This is a genomic window from Microcoleus sp. B3-D7, assembly GCF_036705305.1.
In the GTDB taxonomy this organism is placed as follows: Bacteria; Cyanobacteriota; Cyanobacteriia; order Cyanobacteriales; family Microcoleaceae; genus Microcoleus.
Genome location: NZ_JAUBUE010000023.1, coordinates 82,586 through 101,495 on the forward strand (window position 1 = coordinate 82,586; position 18,910 = coordinate 101,495).

The 18,910-nt window shown below is 47.1% G+C and carries 15 protein-coding genes; 2 read left to right on the forward strand and 13 right to left on the reverse strand.

Translation table 11 applies throughout. From position 1 onward, the window contains the following. From QUB25_RS16775 to QUB25_RS16820, 10 genes are all read right to left on the reverse strand, one after another. Nucleotides 1-1,799, reverse strand: a 1,799-nt coding sequence (locus tag QUB25_RS16775; protein ID WP_333184393.1) for a tetratricopeptide repeat protein, incomplete at its 3' end; no start/stop codon positions are given. Continuing rightward, complete coding sequence (locus tag QUB25_RS16780) at nucleotides 1,796-3,127, reverse strand: ATP-binding protein (protein ID WP_333184396.1); 1,332 nt, start codon at nucleotides 3,125-3,127, stop codon at nucleotides 1,796-1,798. The genes QUB25_RS16775 and QUB25_RS16780, both read right to left, overlap by 4 nt. A gap of 170 nt (nucleotides 3,128-3,297) precedes the next feature. Beyond that, a complete protein-coding gene (locus QUB25_RS16785) occupies nucleotides 3,298-3,816 on the reverse strand; it encodes a Ycf51 family protein (RefSeq protein ID WP_333184398.1) in 519 nt (172 codons plus the stop codon). Between the two features lie 86 nt (nucleotides 3,817-3,902). Beyond that, entirely contained in the window at nucleotides 3,903-4,961 is a 1,059-nt protein-coding gene (locus tag QUB25_RS16790) for an adenylate/guanylate cyclase domain-containing protein (protein ID WP_333184400.1), read from the reverse strand. Then, nucleotides 4,958-5,332 carry a response regulator gene (locus QUB25_RS16795; RefSeq protein ID WP_015177895.1) on the reverse strand — a complete coding sequence of 125 codons (375 nt, stop codon included), beginning with the start codon at nucleotides 5,330-5,332 and terminating at the stop codon, nucleotides 4,958-4,960. Before QUB25_RS16795 ends, QUB25_RS16790 begins: the two co-directional genes overlap by 4 nt. Next, nucleotides 5,325-9,044 (reverse strand): response regulator, encoded by a 3,720-nt coding sequence (locus QUB25_RS16800; RefSeq protein WP_333184403.1) that lies wholly within the window; start codon nucleotides 9,042-9,044, stop codon nucleotides 5,325-5,327. Before QUB25_RS16800 ends, QUB25_RS16795 begins: the two co-directional genes overlap by 8 nt. Before the next feature lie 850 nt (nucleotides 9,045-9,894). Further along, nucleotides 9,895-12,408 carry an MASE1 domain-containing protein gene (locus QUB25_RS16805; RefSeq protein ID WP_333184404.1) on the reverse strand — a complete coding sequence of 838 codons (2,514 nt, stop codon included), beginning with the start codon at nucleotides 12,406-12,408 and terminating at the stop codon, nucleotides 9,895-9,897. Nucleotides 12,409-12,967: 559 nt separating this feature from the next. Beyond that, nucleotides 12,968-14,308, reverse strand: coding sequence for an ABC transporter substrate-binding protein (locus tag QUB25_RS16810; RefSeq protein WP_333184406.1), 1,341 nt, complete (start codon nucleotides 14,306-14,308; stop codon nucleotides 12,968-12,970). Nucleotides 14,309-14,574: 266 nt separating this feature from the next. Next, nucleotides 14,575-14,817: a hypothetical protein gene (locus QUB25_RS16815; protein WP_333184408.1), complete on the reverse strand. Its 243-nt coding sequence runs from the start codon at nucleotides 14,815-14,817 to the stop codon at nucleotides 14,575-14,577. A 3-nt stretch (nucleotides 14,818-14,820) separates the two neighbouring features. Further along, nucleotides 14,821-15,327: a hypothetical protein gene (locus QUB25_RS16820; RefSeq protein ID WP_333184411.1), complete on the reverse strand. Its 507-nt coding sequence runs from the start codon at nucleotides 15,325-15,327 to the stop codon at nucleotides 14,821-14,823. A 95-nt stretch (nucleotides 15,328-15,422) separates the two neighbouring features. On the opposite strand from QUB25_RS16820, the gene QUB25_RS16825 reads away from it, so the two are divergent. Together QUB25_RS16825 and fmt are read left to right on the forward strand one after the other, a co-directional pair. Beyond that, nucleotides 15,423-15,581 (forward strand): hypothetical protein, encoded by a 159-nt coding sequence (locus QUB25_RS16825; protein ID WP_333184414.1) that lies wholly within the window; start codon nucleotides 15,423-15,425, stop codon nucleotides 15,579-15,581. Between the two features lie 166 nt (nucleotides 15,582-15,747). After that, the gene (fmt, locus tag QUB25_RS16830; protein ID WP_333184416.1) at nucleotides 15,748-16,746 is read left to right on the forward strand and encodes a methionyl-tRNA formyltransferase; all 999 of its coding nucleotides are present in this window, start codon (nucleotides 15,748-15,750) and stop codon (nucleotides 16,744-16,746) included. A gap of 83 nt (nucleotides 16,747-16,829) precedes the next feature. Here fmt and sbcD read toward each other — a convergent pair whose 3' ends face one another. The 3 genes from sbcD to QUB25_RS29835 all read right to left on the reverse strand — a co-directional run. Further along, entirely contained in the window at nucleotides 16,830-18,071 is a 1,242-nt protein-coding gene (gene sbcD, locus QUB25_RS16835) for an exonuclease subunit SbcD (protein ID WP_333184419.1), read from the reverse strand. A gap of 16 nt (nucleotides 18,072-18,087) precedes the next feature. Then, the gene (locus QUB25_RS29830; protein ID WP_445251956.1) at nucleotides 18,088-18,408 is read right to left on the reverse strand and encodes an IS1 family transposase; all 321 of its coding nucleotides are present in this window, start codon (nucleotides 18,406-18,408) and stop codon (nucleotides 18,088-18,090) included. 252 nt (nucleotides 18,409-18,660) lie between these two features. Then, nucleotides 18,661-18,910, reverse strand: a 250-nt coding sequence (locus QUB25_RS29835) for a hypothetical protein (protein ID WP_445251957.1), incomplete at its 5' end; no start/stop codon positions are given.

Consider the following 18,910-nt stretch of genomic DNA (forward strand, 5'->3'; position numbering starts at 1 on the left):
AAGGCTTTCTCGTAGGAGGCGATCGCTTCTTCCCATCTTCCTAAATTACGCAGTGCATAGCCCCGATTGTTCCAGGCTGCGTCCTCATCTGGTTTGAATTCTAAGACTTTGTCGAAGGAGGCTATCGCTTCTTCCCATCTTCCTAAATCACCCAGTGTAATGCCCCGATAGTTCCAGGCTGCGTTCCAGGCAGAGTCATCATCTGGTTTGATTTCTAAGGCTTTCTCGTAGGAGGCTATCGCTTCTTCCAATCTTCCTAAGTTACCCAGTGCATTGCCCCGATTGTACCAGGCTTCGTGTTTATCTGGTTTGAATTCTAAGGCTTTGTCGTAGGAGGCTATCGCTTCTTCCAATCTTCCTAAGTTACGCAGTGCAATGCCCCGATTGTTCCAGGCATAGTCATCATCTGGTTTGATTTCTAAGGCTTTCTCGTAGGAGGCTATCGCTTCTTCCCATCTTCCTAAGTTACCTAGTGTATTGCCCCGATTGTACCAGGCTTCGTGTTTATCTGGTTTGATTTCTAAGGCTTTGTCGTAGGAGGCTATCGCTTCTTCCAATCTTCCTAAATCACCCAGTGCAATGCCCCGATGGAACCAGGCTTCGTGAGAATCTGGTTTGAATTCTAAGGCTTTGTCGTAGAAGGCAATCGCTTCTTCCAATCTTCCTAGATTACCCAGTGCAATGCCCAGATTATTCCAGGCTTCGTGTTTATCTGGTTTTATTTCTAAGGCCTTGTCGTAGGAGGCTATCGCTTCTTCCCATCTTCCTAAATTACCCAGTGCATTGCCCCGATTGTACCAGGCTTCGTGATAATCTGGTTTGAATTCTAAGGCTTTGTCGTAGGAGGCTATCGCTTCTTCCAATCTTCCTAGAGTACCCAGTGCATTGCCCCGATTGTACCAGGCATAGTGATCATCTGGTTTTATTTCTAAGGATTTTTCGTAGGAGGCTATCGCTTCTTCCCATCTTCCTAAATCATCCAGTGCAATGCCCCGATTGTTCCAGGCTGCCTCATCATCTGGTTTGATTTCTAAGGCTTTGTCGTAGGAGGCGATCGCCTTTGCATATTCTTCAGCATAGCCATACAATAAACCTTGTTCGTCAAACAATTCTGCTTGTTGTTCGGGTGTTTGCCCATCCTCATCAATTAAAGATTGAATCCTCACCAATTCCCGTTTTCTTTCTTGGGGAGTCAAAGCTACATAATCTTCTCGCTTCCCTCTTTCGGAACAAGCCTGCCTTGATTCTAGTTGCAGCAGTTCTTTATCCATTGACAACTTAAATAAACTCGATCGCCAATCAAAGAAATCCGGGGCCCGCTGGAGCAAATAATTAACTGCAAAACGAGGCAAGATAAACACCAAACAAATCTTAAAATCATCTCTAAACCTTTCCCGCTGCTGGTTTAAATTAATTAAAACAGGCGGCACACCCCGCCAACTATAAGAATAAATATCCTTGCTTTCCCATCCAATATCTTTTTTTTCTTTCTCATATTCATAGAGTGAATATTCTAAGCCTTTCACAAACAAGATATTAATTGCATCTCGGTCTGGGAAATCTTCAATTATTTTATAAAAATTATAAACCGACTCATCCAGCAACAACACCTCAATCTTTTTCTGCGCCACATCCGCTTTAACTCTCGCAATCAAGCGTTCACCTTCCGCCGGCGAACACTCAACAAACAACAACCGGAAACCATTTGTCCGTTTGAGAGTGCGTACCAGAGTTTGATATTCTTCCTCTGGTTCTGCTGGCGGTAAATCGGCATCCCAATCAATTATTTCTGGCGTCATGGCGGAAGTTGTGCAAGACAATCTTTAAATTGCTTAATTCCTTTAATCAACGGGTGAACATCATACCAAGGCTGCATTTCTCCTTCTTCATCATAGTATCGGTATTCCAAAATACAGCGGCTAAACAATAAATTGCGGTGCTGTTCATCGTTCAGTATGCGCTGAGTTTGGGATACTTTCGCTAAAATTTGCCATTCGTCTTCTTCAGGAGTTCTGCGGTAGACATCCCGCGCTTGAGTAATTGCCCTTTGCGCTGCTTTTGCAGTAATTGGCAAATCCTCGGTGCGAGTTATCGCTTCTTGCATCATCAACAGCAAATTTCTGACGTGACCCCCACTCATCAAACACAGGCGTTCTAGAGTTTCTCGACTGTCAAACAATCCTGTTTCTAAAGATTGATTTGGATTTACTTGTTTTACCCGCTTTTCAATCAACTCTTTGATTTTAGCAAGTCCCGCTTCGTTCGTGCTGCCGTCTGGATTCTGCACCATAATCATCGGCAATACTTGCGGGTCGTTATAATTATTGATTAACTCAGTAGCGCGGTTAGAATACACCATAGAAATCGGTATGGTGTAAATTACATGACAATCTAAAGCTTTGAGTTGTTCGGTGCGGTCTAAAAAGATTTCGTCGAGATTGCTGCGTTTCCCGTCCTGGGAAAACGGCACAATTCGGTCTAAATTATCGGCAATTACTGCAAGTTGCGAAGATTTCTCGGGCAAGTTTTTTTTAGCATCGCCAATAAACTCATTCAGCGCATCAATCAGCGTAGTTGTGTGGGGATTAATTTTATCTCGAATTTTTTGGCGCAGACTCGGTACGGTTCTGACATTCGCCGTCAGTTTGGCAAACTGAGCAATTTGCGACTCTAAGCTCAATGTTTCAAAAGACACTTCGGTTAGAGCTAAATCTTTCAAATCTTCCCACCTATCTCGCATCCAATCGCGTAAAGGTTTAGAGTTGGCATTTCTGATCTCTTCTAACAAATGCCTGGTACAAGCTAGCAAAATATCAGTATATTCAGTATCTTCGGGATTAATATCTTGCTCGTCAGCCGCGAAATAGACTACAAAGCAGCCTTGATTTTGCAAATATTCCTGAAGTCGCAGCAATTCCGTTGACTTTCCCGCACCGCGATGTCCAGCATACAACTGACAAGTCATTCGCTGCGATAGCTTAATCTTTCTGCCCAAATCTTCGATAATATCGCCATCTCCTCGCACTTCCCGACAGTCAACATACTGCGGATCTCCTGCTGGTAAAGGATAGAATGGGTCAAAAGCATTGTAGAGGTTTGTGAGTAATTTTTCTGACTCTTGAGTCATAATTTGATATTATTTTTATAGTTTTAAATTATTTTTTCAGCACTTACGCACTACGACCAAAGAAACCGGGTTTTTTACCGAATCTGCGCGTTACAACGAATAATTTTGGTAAAAAACCCGGTTTCTGAACTCCTATGCGTAAGTCCTAAGAATGCTGCTGCACCCTACTTTTAAGCTTGATATTTTTTCAGAATAGCAACTTTTTCGGGGAAGATTTCGATCGCCATTTTGTCATCATCACGAGTCGCGAGCGATCGCCTCACCTCGCCCAAAAACAGCGGCTGCGACAGCCCAGGTTCAGGGTGTACAACTGTACGAACCCGGATGGTCATGTAGTCTCTGCCCCGCCCAGAGCGCCCTGGAGAGTACAAATCCGCAGCCGCTTGCCGCATCGTTGCTTCTAATTCCGATTCGGTGATCGTAGGTGGCACAGTAACTACTGTTTGAGCGCCGCCAGTATCGTAAACTAAAGAATAGCGAACTGCACCGGGAATTTCTGTGCGGGAAAACAGTCCCAAACCCAGACCAAATATACTCGCAGCAATTACTCCCATAAAGCTTGTCACTCCTACCAATCGGAAGCGAAAACCCCATTTGAAGATAAATGCTATAACAGTTAGAATAGCCAAGGCTACTGTTAGAATTCCCGCCCATTGGGCGTACATTAAAAGGTTAGAATTTACGTTCATTTGTTGACTGTTGACTGTTGACTGTTGATATTAGTTACCGCTACCCGATGCCCTGCGCGGGCCAATGCCCAATGCCCAATGATTAATTAAGCGTTTCGGCCCATAAGCAGATAAGTCATCATATCGCCTTTGCCCTTCACTGGAATCACGCCGCGCTCCTCAAAAACGTACTTACCCCGCAGGCGCTCGTAGGTAGCAACTGTCACCTGAATGCTGCCGGGGACGCCTTGAGATTCCATCCGGGAAGCTGTATTTACCGTATCTCCCCACAAATCGTAAGTAAATTTTTTAGTACCGATTACCCCAGCTTCTACCGGGCCTGTGTGGATGCCGATGCGGATGCTGAGCGGCTGACCTCCCTTGGTATGTATCTTAGTCATTGCTGCTTGAATTTCCAGCGCCATTTCGGCGATCGACTCGGCGTGGTCGTCGCTGGGCGTCGGCAAACCGCCAACCACCATATAAGCATCGCCGATCGTCTTAATTTTCTCAAGTCCGTAGCGCTCGGCCAACTCGTCAAAAGCCGAAAAAATCTCGTTGAGCAACTCCACCAACTGAGCCGGCGATAAATGAGACGAAAGCTTAGTAAAACCGACCAAATCGGCAAACATCACTGTTACCTCAGCGAAACTGTCTGCGATCGTAATTTCCCCGTGTTTGAGGCGCTGCGCGATCGCCTTGGGTAAAATATTTAACAGCAAACGCTCGGACTTTTCCTTTTCCTGCGCCAACTCATGTAAATATGCCTGTTCCTTATCCCGCAGCCGCTTCTTTTCCAGACAAGCGCTAATCCGAGCCTTAAGCAATACCGGATTGAACGGTTTAGAAAGATAATCCTCCGCCCCCAACTCTATACACCGGACAATACTGTCGATATCGTCCACCGCCGAAATCATAATCACCGGGATGTAGCGCAAATTCTCGTCCGCCTTCAGACTTTCGAGCACCTGATAGCCGTTCATTTGCGGCATCATAATGTCTAGGAGCACCAAATCAAAAGGCTCTGTTCGCAACATTTCCAGAGCTTGGAGACCATCTTCAGCAACAGTCACCACATGGCCTTGACGCTGAAGTCGGCGGGCCAGCAAATCGCGGTTTACCTCATTGTCGTCAACAACCAGCACGCTGCCCTCGTCACCTTTCATGTCAGGGCCTCTTTCAGAAGCGTTTCAATTTTACCCAATAGTCGGGGAAACTCGACCGGTTTAGTGTCGTAGTCATTGCAGCCGGCGGCAAGACACTTTTCACGATCGCCCGCCATTGCGTGAGCCGTCAGCGCAATCACCGGAATCCTGCTAGTTTCAGGAGCCGCCTTAATTTGCTGCGTTGCTTGCCAGCCGTCGAGAACCGGCAGACTCATATCCATCAGAATCAAATCGGGTACTTTCGCGAGCGCCATCGACACTCCCTCAGCACCGTCAACAGCAATAAAGACCTCGTGTCCCTTGCGGGCCAGACGCCTGGAAAGCATATCCCTGTTCATTTCGTTATCTTCGACCAACAGGATTTTAGCCATTGGTGTTCTCCTTGCCTTTCGAGTCGTACCTGCGATCGAATCTGTTATTGACTATAGAGCGAACATCGCGCAACAAAGTATCGCAACTGTAGACTCCCTTTTGTAGCACCCGCTCGACGTAGCCGTTTAGTTGCTGGCTTTCGGCCGGTGTCAGGTCTTTCCCCGTGATTACCACAATCGGTATAGGATCTCCCGAATGGGATTTGCGAAGTTCCCCGATCAACTCAAAACCATCCATTTCTGGCAGGGTCAAATCCAGTAATATCAGGTGCGGGCGAGCAACTTTTAGCCGATCGAGAGCAGCGCGTCCGCTGTCAGCTTCCGTTACTGCCCAGCCTTGTGTTTCTAGTACGCATCGCAGTATTTCCCGCGTGGCAGCGTCGTCCTCCACAATTAGAATTTGACAGGTCAAATTGTTACTTGCAACGCCGTCTTGGTCGCGTCGGTACTTGTTCAACAAGGCAGCCAGCCGTTTGCCGTCCACTGGTTTGGTGAGGTAGTCCGAGGCACCCAATGCAAAGCCGAGGCTTTTGTTGCCCACAAAGGATAGCAGGATTACGGGAATTTCGGCAAGGTCAGGATCGGCCTTCAGCGCTGAGAGTACCGCCCAGCCGTCCATTCCGGGCATAATCACGTCCAGGGTAATGGCGTCTGGCCGTAGTTGCTTAGCGAGCCGGAGAGCTTGCTCGCCACTGCCGGCGACTTCTATGTGCAGTCCTTGGCGACTGAGGGCGCGCTGGATTAAATCGCGCGAGATCGGGTCGTCGTCCACTACCAGCACCGTGCCGACAGCGGGGGCGTCCGGAGGGCTAGTGCTGTCGTGGACTTTGTTGGGGATTTCCGGCTGTTTGATGGCTGTGGGCAAGAGCACGGTGAAAGTGGTGCCTGCGCCCAAGGTGCTGCTGACCTCAATACTGCCACCCATCATCTGACAGAAGCGCTGGCTGATTGCTAGTCCCAAACCGGTGCCACCGTACTCGCGGGTAGTCGAGGAATCAGCTTGGGTGAAAGGTTGGAAAACTCGCTGCAATTGCTCTTGTGTCATGCCGATACCGGTGTCGGCGACGCGGAAACTTAAAAATTCGGAGTTGGAAATTAAAATTTGGGAAGATTCCTCTTGATTTTTCATTTTTAATTGTTCATTTTTAATTCTTTCCACTCCGATCGCAATTCTCCCGTTTTTTGTGAACTTGGCAGCGTTGCTGAGCAAGTTAAGCAGCACTTGCCGCACTTTTGTCATGTCCGCGTGCATGGTATCGAGGTTGTCTGGACAGTACACTTCTAGGGTATTACCGTTTTTCTCGACCAGCGGTCTGGCCGTGGCAACAGCACTTTCAATTAAGGTATGGATGTCGAAGGTTTCTAAGTAGAGATCCATTCGACCTGCTTCAATTTTAGAAATATCTAGGATGTCGTCAATCAGGGACAGCAGGTGTTTGCCGGCGCTGCAGATTTTTTCGAGGTCGGGAACGGATTCGCAACTGCCCAATTCTTCGGCTTCTTCTTGAAGCATTTCGCTGTACCCGATGATGGCGTTGAGGGGTGTGCGAAGTTCGTGGCTCATGTTGGCGAGAAATGTGCTTTTTGCCCGGTTGGCGGATTCTGCTGCTTCTAGGGCCAACTGCATAGCGGATTCTGCCTGTTTGCGATCGGTGATGTCTTGGACTGTGCCTTCGTAGTACAAAACGCTGCCGTTTTCGTCGCAGATGCTGCGCGCGTTTTCGGAAATCCAAATCGTGCTACCGTCTCGGCGGTATATTTGGGATTCAAATTTTGACACTTGGTGGCGCGCGCGCAATTGGGCCATAAACTCGGCGCGCCGATTGGGGTTAACGTAAAATTGACGGTTGATATCGGTGAGTTCGGCGAGCATTTGGGTACAGGATTCGTAGCCGTAAATTCTAGCTAGTGCGCTATTGCCACTGAGGTAGTGCCCGGTCGGCGTTGTCTGGAATATGCCTTCGACTGCGTTTTCAAAGATGCTGCGGTATTTTGTTTCGGATTGTCTCAAGGCTGCTTCTGCTCGCTTGCGCTCTAGGACATTGGCGAGCATTTCTCCTACCATTTTTAGCTGTGTGGATATTTCGGTTGCTAGACTTCCTGTTTGCTTTAAGCCATCGAATCCGAGAAATCCTACTAGGTTTTTACTATAAATTAGGGGAATAATTATCAGCGATTGAATATTTTTTATCTGTTTTTTTAATTCTAAATTATTTAGGGCAGCGCCAATCGAAGGTATTAAGGCGGTTGCTGTTTGATTGACTGTTTGGGATGGGGAGTCTGTCTGGAATTCGGTTGAATTTTGACCGATAAAATAGGCTATTTCGGCTTTGGCTGGGGGCGGGAGTTCACCGATTTCTGGAATATAGAGGTATTCGGCGCGATCGAGTTTTTCTGCGATCCAAGGGATTTGTGCGATGTCTATTTGTTTGTCAGTGCTGTCTTTGACTGCCGGAAAGCTTTCGCCACACCACTCGTAGGTTTTGTCGGCGCGGGTTTTGTCTTCTGATAACAGGTAGATGTAACTGCGGTCAAACCCGCTCAAGGTGGCTATAGCTTCCAGGGTTTGAGTGATGCCTTTGTCTATTTCTGATAAGGGCTGGCTGATGAAATTGGTTGACAAACGGGCAATCAACTGAGCGAATTCTATGCCATACTGCAAAGATTGTTCTAGTTTTTTGAGTTCGGTAACGTCTCGAAAGCTCCAGACTCTACCGACTGTTTTCGCTCCGATTTTTGATGGCAACGAATTTAATTCAAGAATTTTTCCGTCTTTAAATTCTAATAATTCGCTGATTTGAGTATCTGAATCTACCGACACTTTGATCACGTTTTCGAGAAATCTTTGCGGGTATTTTAATTGTTCCCTGTCGAAGGGGAATCCTGTTTTGAGCGTGTTTTTGAGTGTACCCAAGGTCGATGGGCTCAACTTTCCTTGGCTGGCGGACAACCCCCACATCTCTAGAAATTTCTGATTATAATTACATATATTGCCGTTTCTGTCAACCGCCAGAATTCCTGCATCTGTAGATTTTAGAACTGCTTGCAGTATGGAGAGCGATTGCTTGTGTTCTCTAATCTCAAAAATGTCAAAAAACACCAATACTGATATTTCGCTGCCCTCAACTGCGGGATGGAAAAAATAGGAAACGGGTAAAATCTTGCCGTCGCGACACAAAAACTCGTCGTCCCAATTGCTGGAAGGTTGACTGGAAGCGATCGCCTCTTGTAAATCTAGTGTAGGTGCGATCGTCCCATCTTCACTCTTGCTGGGCGACTGTTTCGGAGCAGTCAAAACTTGGGATTTATTGCCTTTATTTTGCTTCCCGATGCGCTCTAGCAGAGAAACGCCTGCAAGTTCCGATTCTCGCCACCCCAGCAAGCGTTCTGTCTCTGCATTCACCGAGATTACACAGCCCTTCGCGTCAAGGATACACAATCCCGCCCCCAAACTGTTGACACTCGCCTGCAGTCGATCGAATTCTGAAGCTGCTGGAGAGTCTTGAGGGGACTGGGGCGAGTCAGTTAAATCCTTTAATGCCACCGTCTCCAAGTTAAAACAATCTTCCTGCTGAAGTTCTTGCTGACTCTGAACTCGCTCATAGCTACAACTTACCTGCTCTAATAAAAGCTGCCACTGCTCAGCAGTGGGAGGGGGAGACTCGCCGACTAAACCGAGCTGTTCGAGTTGGCGCTGGAGGTGGGGGTGCATATTTTCTGGCGCTTTGTAAGCAACTTTCTACAGTATATCTTTTTAATTAATAGTATATATACGTAGGTATACCGTTAGGGGACAAGTACGGGATCAAAGTCTATCACAGGTTTTATTGAGAAGCCGAGGGCTCATGTCTCCTCTCCCAAATCTTTCAAACTGCGCTAATTATAAATTCTCCGAACTTTTAAGGTTGGTCAACCAACCAATCCTCTGAATGTCGGCAGCACGCTCAAAAATAATAATGTCATCTTATCAAGTCAATACTCAGGAAACTTGGGGTAACGATACTACAAGCTTACGCGGGGCAAGGCTCCTAAAAAAGTCGAATTAAATTCAAGATTAGGGTGGAGATGACATTGATTGAATTATCCACAGTCAATCAATGTCAAGGGAGAATCAGTTCTTGGGCTATAGAAAAACTGTTCGGAATATTAATCAAGTGAACTTAGCCTCAAAAACGAGGTTGCCACTAAAAAAAGATCGCGGGCGCGGGTACTGGACAGGAAAATTTATTATTCCCATGCCAGCGGAAACGATTTCAGCACTTTTCCTATTTACTCATAAATTAATTATGGTGATCTAACCCGCCCTAATCTTCTACCTCTATAGCAATTCTAAATTATTTGGGAATTTATTATCCCCTCAGAAGGATGCGGCGAGGGTTGGGGTGGGTAAAATTTTTACGAATAACATAAAGTTACTATATTTTAAAAAAACTTCTAAAAAACTAAGTTGATAATGTGAGGAATTATGTGCAAATTCTGCAGATCTGCTAGCGAAATAATCAGCCAATTGCAGAGGTAAACAAAAGTTGCAGGCATCGAAAAAAATAACAGTCAAAAAAATATTAGTCGTCAGACTTTTTGGTTGAGATCGAAAGGTCTGTGAAAATAGCTGGCAGCCGAATGGTAAAAGTAGAACCTTTATCCAACTCGCTTAATGCAGTAATGTCTCCTCCCATCATTTCGCAGAATTTCTTAGTAATCGTCAGCCCCAAACCAGTGCCACCGTACTTCTTAGTAGTTGAGGAATCTGCTTGGGTGAAAGGCTCAAAGATTCTGGCTAACTGTTCGGGACTCATGCCAATACCGGTATCTTTGACCGTAAAAATGATCCAATCTTGAGCGGAAGATAACAGAGACAAGCTATTTTCAGCTTGGCCACCTCCTCTATACGCTCCCAGTTTTTTGCCTTTGTTTGCAGCGTCGGCGGGGGTTTCGACGGATCGGGTAATGGCGAAGGTAATTGCGCCGGAGCAAGTAAATTTCGCGGCATTGCTGAGGAGATTGAGCACAGACTGCCGGAGTTTAGTTTTGTCGGTGTGCATCGATCCAATATCCTCGGGGCATTGTATTTCTAGGATATTGCTATTTTTTTGTGCCATCGGGGCGATCGTGGCAACTACTTCCTCAACCAGAGTTGAAATGGTGAAGGTTTCAAGGTGGAAGTCGATGTGGCCTGCTTCAATTTTGGTCAAGTCGAGAATATCTCTAATCAGTGTGAGTAGGTGCTGGCCAGCCTTGTTAATTCTCTGGAGGTCGTCGATGAACTCTTCGGCACCAAGGTCTCGCGCGTCTTCTTGCAGGAGCTCGCTGTAGCCGATGATGGCGTTGAGGGGGGTTCTGAGTTCGTGACTCATGTTGGCGAGAAAAATGCTTTTGGATCTATTTGCAGCTTCGGCGGCTAATGCGGCCCGGCGGAATTCTTCGGAACGCAAGCGTTCGGTGATGTCGGTGGTCATGATTAAAACGCACTGAGTGCTGCCGAGGTGGATGAGTTCCACTGACAGCAGCCAGTCGCGCACTTCGCCGACTTTGGTGCGAATTTTGATTTCTTGGTTGCTGAGCGAATTTTGTGATTGCAAAATCTGGGCGAGCCGCCCCCCGTCTTCTGAATTGACCAACATTCCTAAGTCGCTGGGAGTGCGGCCGATAAATTCGTGCCGCAGCCAGCCTAATGAGCGCAAAAAGCTTTCGTTGGCATCGAGGAAGCATCCATCTGTGAGGGTGCAGATGCTGATCCCGACTGGGGAGGCGTGAAAGGCCTTGGAAAATCTTTCTTCTGAAGAACGCAGGGCGGCTTCGGCTTGCTTTCTCTCTGTGATGTCTTGGACGGTGCTGGTGATGTAGAGGGAGGTGACGGCGGCTTGTTCGTAGACTGTGCGGTTGCTACCGTCGGGGAGTATGAGCCTGTAGTCGATGCTGTAAGGCTGTTGCTGAAATAAAGCGGCTTCGATCGAGGTTTTGACTAATTCTCTGTCTTCAGGGTGTACGTATTCCAAGAAGGCTTCCAGGCTGGGTTCAAAAGTTCCCGGTTGCTCTCCCAGAATGCGGTAAATTTCCTCTGACCACCGCAATTGCTGGGCGTTGCGGTCTAAGTCCCAGTTGCCTAGCTGGGCGATGCGTTGGGCGTTAGCGAGGCTGGCTTCGCTGGCGCGCAGGGAGGCTTCTGCTTGGTGACGTTCGGCGACGGTGGCAGCTAAGACTAAGCCGGTGACGGCGATGACGGCGATGAAGGCTTGCAGGGATAACAGTGCTTGGGGGATACTGCTGGCGTGTTTGAGGAAGGGGCCGCTGCCTCGGGCGATACCCCAGATGGCGAAGCCGCAGAGGATGAGGTTGGAGAGGGCCGTGTAGCGCTGACCGAATCGAAAGGCAGCCCAAACTACGAGCGGAAATGGTAAGTATTCGAGGGGATAGCGGGCGTAGGCGGCGCGGGTGCGGGAGCAGAAGACGAGCCAGCCGAGTGCTAGTAGCAGCAGCAGCCAAATCGCTCGTTCAGCTATCTGTTTACGATGGGTGGGGACTTTGGGCAATTGTTGCCACGTCAGTAGCAGTGGGGCAACGAGCACAATTCCCATAGCGTCTCCCACCCACCAAGTCCCCCAAATCGTGCCAAAATTGCTCCAGCTAGATAAACCGGTCAGGCATACGACGATGCTGCCGATGGTGGAGTTGATCAGGGTAGAGCCCAAGGCTGCTAGTCCGACTATTCCTAAAACGTCTTTGAGCCGATCGAGCCTGGCGCTAAAGTTAATGCCCTCGAGTAGATAAGTTCCCGTCCACGCTTGCAGGGTCCTGGCGCCTGCCGAGATCAATGCCGTGCCGATATTCGCCGACGGTACGCTCATGCTGAACAGGAAGCCTCCGATCGCGATTCCAGGCCACAGTTGTCGCCCAAACAGCAGCAGGGCGACTTGGGCAATTCCTGCGGCTGGCCACATCGGGTAAATTTCTGAACTGAGGGTGAGGGTGGAAATGGCGAATTGGGACGCCCAATAGTAGACCAGGGCGATCGCGCCTACTGCGAGGAAGTACCGCCAGGAATGTCCTTTGATTGCATTAAGGAACTTTGTCTGCATGGTCGTTTGGGGAAAAGGTGGACGGTTGTTGGGGTCTCAGTAGGTGGCACGGGACAGGCACAGGGTAGAGAAAATGTTTCTATTAGGTGATGGTAGGTCAGGGGTGGTAGGTACTGGGAAAAGCTTTTGAGCTAACTTTTTGTGGTGCCGTTGAGGGAGCGGTTTTTTTGTTCCATCAAATCTACCCATGAATTTCGGGAGAATCGCTTTTTTGTAAATATATCTCTAATGGCTAAGCAATTGGTTTGTAAATTTTTGGTTTTTGTTAAAAATTTATTACCGAGCGACAGCGGGTGTCTTTTTGTGTCTGGCGATCGTAACTCAATTCACCCTAACATCTGGCACCATACTCAATAATACCTAAAATACCTAAAATACCAATAACAGCGACGTAAAATCTCGGTTTTTAGGTAAGTTTGGGGCAAGAAACACGGTTTCTGATTAGAAGTGCAGACGGTAGTGATTTTCACTAGATTTTTAACCAATCGAGGCTTCAAGCCTTTCGATCGAATACAGTGAAAGCAGATAATTTACAGCTAAGAAAAATATTTTTTATGGTCTATTTCTCTTTGGCTGTCGCAATATCTAAGGTGAGTGTCAAACGCTCTTGAGATTCTTTAAGGGCGTCTTGGGGGTTGCGGCCCAGAAGGGTTGCCTCTATGGCGCGACCGAGGTTTTCTGATAGGCGGGAGTAACCTGATATAATGGGTCGCGCTCTGGCTGAGTTCATTTGTTCTAAAAATACTCGCAAAACAGGGTTTTTTTCCACAAAGCTTTGATAAGCTTGGCTCTGTCTCGATTTTAAGTTAATGGGTAAATAACCTGTTCCTAATGCCCATGCTGTTTGGAATTCTTCACCTATAACGTATTCTAAGAATACTAGGGCTGCTCGCTCTCGTTCTGGCGAGGTTTTCATTAAAAATAGGTTTTCACCCCCTACGACGGCGGCAGGGCGTTTGAGGATGGGTAAAGGCATTGCTCCGTAGTCGATCGCGCTTTGCTGCAACTGTGCTAGCGTCCACGGCCCGGTGATTTGCATGGCGACTTTGCCGGCGATGAAGTTGTCGAGTTCGTAACCGCGTTCGGGTGCTGACAATATTGCTGAACCTTCTTTTAACAAGTCGCTCCACAATTCTAAGGCGGCGTGAGAACCGGGATTATCTATTTGGGGTACAGGACTTTGAGGTATTTCGCCTTTGAGTTCGCCGCCTGCGCTGAACATGAATGGCAGCCAGGTAAATACTGTCCATTCTCCCTTGCCTAGGGGGAGCACTATGCCGTGTTGGTCTGTGCGGCCGTCTCCGTTGGTGTCTTGCGTGAGCGATCGGGCTACTTGCTTTAATTGCGCCCAATTCTTCGGCACTTCTTTGATTCCTGCTGCTGCAAATAAGCTGGGACGGTAAAAGATGGCGACGTTGTTTGTCGCTAGGGGAACTGACCAAGTGTGTCCGCCGAGTTCCATTGACTCGAAGAGTGCCGGGTAGATTTCGGCTTTCCGGGGCGATTTGTCTAGCCAGTTTTCTAAGGGTTCAATTGCGTTGAGTTCTGCTAGTTTTCCTGAAATTGTGGCAGCATTCCACAGCAAATCCGGCGGTGCGTTTCCAACTATTGCTGTTAGTATTTTTGGCAGTTGTTGGTCGGGCTGACCGATGTAAACTGGTTTGATATGGATGTTGGGATGCGTTTTATTGAATTGGTTTGTGAGGGTTTGAAATACGTCGCGATTTGGTGGAGGATTGATGCCGTGCCACAGTGTGAGTTCGATCGGTTCGCCGTTTTTTGAGGCTGGGGTTGTGCTGTTTTGACAGCCGCTTAATATTAGCAGATTTAAGGTAATTAAAATGCCGATCGCTAGTTTGAGTGGTCTTTTAATTGCTTCGGATAATTTGGATAATATCATTTTTTAGTTAGATTCAGGGAAGAAGATTTTTTTAACCGCAGATGAACGGGGATGGACGCGGATAGTTAGATGTTGGTAAAACGAGCTAAATCTAGAAAATCTGCTGGTAGCTGATTTCTCTCTCCATCCGAGGTGTTTTGAAACAAAACGGTGAAAGCTCCTGCTCCTAGTCTATCTTGCGGCCACATCCGATAGCAAGGAATTTCTGTCAGGTGCGATCGATATTTTTCTAAAAGAGGAACAGTGACTGGCCCTAATTCGGGGAATTAGCTTAACAGCCATTCGCTGACTTGTTCATTTTCTGCGGTTGAATAAGTGCAGGTCATGTATACAAGATAACCTTGGGGCGCTACAATTTTAGCAGAATTGGCGAAAATTCTTTTTTGGCGGTTGGCATTGCTATTGATGGTGACATGATGAAAGCAGCCGGGTGCTTTGTCTCCTTTTGCTAAGAGTGATTGACCAGTACAAGGAGCATCTACTATTACTAAATTAGCCGTTTGTGGCATCTTTTAGGCAAGTATTTTTGAATCGACCTTGGTGGCGGCGGATGAGTTAATTTGGCAGCGTCTTAAATTAGAACTCCGCATTCCCATGCGTTTGCTTATAACTTCGCTGCACAACAGCAATTCTAGCTTTAAGGTTTTCCAGGCAAATATACTTTTTCCTCCGGGGGCAGCGCACATATCTAAAATTAGTTGGATTGACTTGGATATTGTTAACAATGTGGAGGCGGCGAAGATTGAGAAAAAGTCGAGACAGTAATAATGTCCAGCTTGATGTAAGGAATGTTTTCCCGGTTGGTATTCTAAGGCTAGTCTATCTACAAAGTGCGCTTGCCCAAAAACGGGAATTTCGATAATATCAAATGGGTTTTTTGGTGGTTTTGGTTGCACCCACCAGATAGCAGCATTAAAGGCTTGGGAATTGGTGAGGGCAGGAATAAACTTTTCTTGTTCGGCGGTGTCGGCAAATAAGCTGCGGCTGAGTTTAAGCAGAAGATTTGACTGTTTTTCCATGTTCGAGGAGATATGATAGGATTGAGATTAGCAGTGACCAAGGTAGATTAGATGATAATTCTTAGTGTTGAACAGTTATAGTTAACTTGGGAAGAATGGATGCAAATGTTGTGGCGTCTATTAAACCCATTGCTTTTGAGAGTTCGAGTCGGGCTGCACCTGAGTATCAAGCGAGATTTTTTGGGTCGATCGCACAACTCGGAACTCTTATCGAAGTGTATAATCTAGGAGCAAACTACCATTATTTGAGCTGACAAATAAACATTACATGAGTCGGATGGTGAAAACACTCATAAACTAGCTTGTATCATAGCTGCTACGCGCTGAATAGTCTCTATAATATACTAGGGTTTTTTGCCATTACCTACTTGATGACTAATGAGTAATGACTGACGACTACTTACTAATAACGAACAATCTATGAAAATTGTCTTTTTTGGCACTCCCGATTTTGCTGTTCCTACTTTATCCAGTTTGCTGAGTCACCCAGAATTTGAGGTGGTGGGTGTGGTGACTCAGCCGGACAAACGCCGGGGAAGAGGGAATCAATTGATGCCTTCACCTGTAAAAGATGTGGCTTTAAATCATAGTCTCCCGGTTTGGCAGCCGCGCCGAATTAAGAAGGATGCGGAAACAATTGCCAAATTGCGGGAAGCGGAGGCGGATGTTTTTGTGGTGGTGGCTTACGGCCAAATTCTTTCTCAAGAAATTCTGGATATTCCTAGTTTGGCTTGCGTTAACGTTCACGGTTCAATTTTGCCGAAGTATCGCGGTGCAGCACCGATTCAGCGCTGTCTTTTTGACGGGGAAAAGACAACAGGAATTACTACTATGCTGATGGATGCTGGGATGGATACTGGGGCGATGCTATTGAAGGCTTTTGCTGGTATTTCGCTCTTGGATAATGCTGATTCTTTGGCGGATAGGTTGGCAGAAGTTGGGGCGGATTTGTTGGTGGAAACTTTGGTGAAATTGAGGGACAACAAAATTGAAGCTGTTGTTCAAAATGATGCTGAGGCGACTTACGCACCGATGATTAAGAGTGCGGATTATGTGCTGGATTGGTCGAAAAGTGCGATCGCCCTTCACAATCAAGTTAGGGGCTTTTTCCCGGATTGCACGACGACTTTTCGTGGCAATTCTCTGAAGGTGATAGCTACTGTGCCCGTCGGGCCGGAATATTGGCTGCAAATGCCAGCGGATTTGAGAGTTTTGGAACGCGAATGGCCTGTTTTAGCCCAGTTGTCGGGTGCGAATGGGGAAGTTGTTAAGGTTGTGAAGGGGTTGGGGGCGATCGTGCAAACGGGTGATGGTTTATTATTGTTGCGGGAGGTTCAGTTGGCGGGGAAAAAGGTGCAGTCTGGGGTGGATTTTGCGAATGGAACTCGGTTGGCGGTGGGTGAGATTTTTGGGAGTTAAATAGTATATTTAGGGCGGGCAGGATGCCCACCCTACAATATTGGGCAGCAAAATCATTTTGTAATTAGATGGGCGATTCTTGACTAAAATTCAACCAAAACTTCCTCCGCGCCGCCCAATAAACCCTGTGCCGCCTCTAACATACTCTCCGCAACATCTTTCAAATCGTCGCGACTTGCCAGATAAGTTTTCAAAGCTTCTAAGGGTTCTATACTATTATTAGCATTCAATTCTGGCAACCGCGGCCTCGCTAGCTGACTGACTAATTCCGGCTGGATTGTGTAGCTGTGCGCTTCGCCCAGAAGTGTGTGCAATTCTCCGTTGTCGATTAAATCTAATTGTTCCGATCGCAATTGGTAAATTAATCTAACTACTGCGTCTTTAATTTCCTTCTTGCCAATAGCTTTAACTAACTCGGCTTGCGGGTTTTCAGATTCGGAAACATTTACTTTAATAGTCTGAAACACCCGCACTGGCAAAGTGCAAAATTCCCACTCAGCTTTTCCCCGTTCCAAATTAACTAACACAAAACCTTTATCTTCTTTCTCTTCGCTAAAATCAACTCGTTCGATACTTCCCGGATAAATGACGGGCGGATTGTTGGAAGCATTGAGATTTTGATGTTTGTGTACGTGGCCGAGAGCAACATAATCAAAACAAGGGCGAGTTAGCATGGAAACAGGAATGTTAAAACCTTTACCAACTGCTAAAAAACGTTCGGCGCCCAGACTGGCTTTATCTGCCATTAAGTGCGCTAAAAGTACGGTTGGTATGTCGGGATTGAGGCGGCGGATTTCGCCTTCCATTGCGATCGTCAGTTTTTCGGTTAATAATTGGTTAACATCGCCCATAGACAGGCTTTCAGTCTCGGAACGTGTCATTAAGGTTGATCGAGTCAACCAAGGCAAAGTTACCACCTGTACGGGCCCGCTGCGGGTTTGAATCAGGTGAGTGTCCAGACGATCGCCTACAATAAACTTAGGTATTCCCAAAGTCCGGTAAATACCCAAACTCGCGCCGCCTTGCCCCTGAGAATGTTGGTCGTGATTTCCTACTAGCAAAACAGTCGGAATTTGCGCCTCCACCAAGCGGTTGAATTGGCGAGCAAAAGCCTCTTTTACAAACGGCGCAGGCGTCGAATCCGGGAAAGCATCGCCCCCGAATATGACTAAATCTACGGGTTCAGAAATTGCTCTGTCCATACATTTGCTCAGCGTCGCCGCGAAGTCTTCCAGCCGCGTATTTAAACCAGTTTCTGGATTAATCCGGCCGTGGGAAAAGCCGCTGCCCATGTGAATGTCTGAAAGGTGTAAGATTTTAATCATTGTTTTTTAGGTAGTGCTAAACAAGTAATGATGTGTTGTAGTGATTGATGAAATACCAAATGGCACCAATGTGATTTTCCAAGGACTTAGAAAAGGATAAGGTTTTTTGCACTAACCGAGACACCCGTGGTCTAAGGGTGTTGTTGAATCGTTCAATGTAAGTGGTGAGAGCCCGTTTCCTTGCCGACTGCGCGATGTCGTTAGCTCCCGGTAGCACGGCGGCGTAAGCTGCCCAAAAATCGGTGTAGGCAACGAACGGCGCATTGGCGATAGAGTGGGGGTAAGGAATTCCACAACCCACCAGCAGCGACTGAGTTACGTGCGCCAATGTAGACACCCACAATTTCACTCTTTGTCTGCATCAAGGGCGAGCCACACCCATTGTTTATTGGCCAAGTTGTCCACGAACGACAACAGCTCGTCACATTGCATCGTTAGTCTCCCCTTTTTTTTTGTGCCACCTGAACTTTGCCAGACACCAGGGCATATTTCTGATTGACGTAGCGAAAGCAACCACTGCTCAGACACCTGTGTAGCACGAGCAATTCCAGCTAGGGAAATCCGTTTTAGCAACAATCTATCAATCACTTCACGCGCAAGCTGAATCAATTACTTTTTTCTGCGGATGCAAGGGCGAACTGTCGCCCACATTTATGGCATTTAAACCGTTGTTTACCGTTGTGGATGCGACCATTTTTGACCGTTTGGCATGACGTACAGGTTGGGCAAGCAGGCAGGATGAGAAAACACCAACAAGAAACTGGTAGGGTCGAGAGAATATGTTACCATCTTCTCCCTCCCATTCGGAACCGTGCTTGCCACTTTCATGGCACACGGCT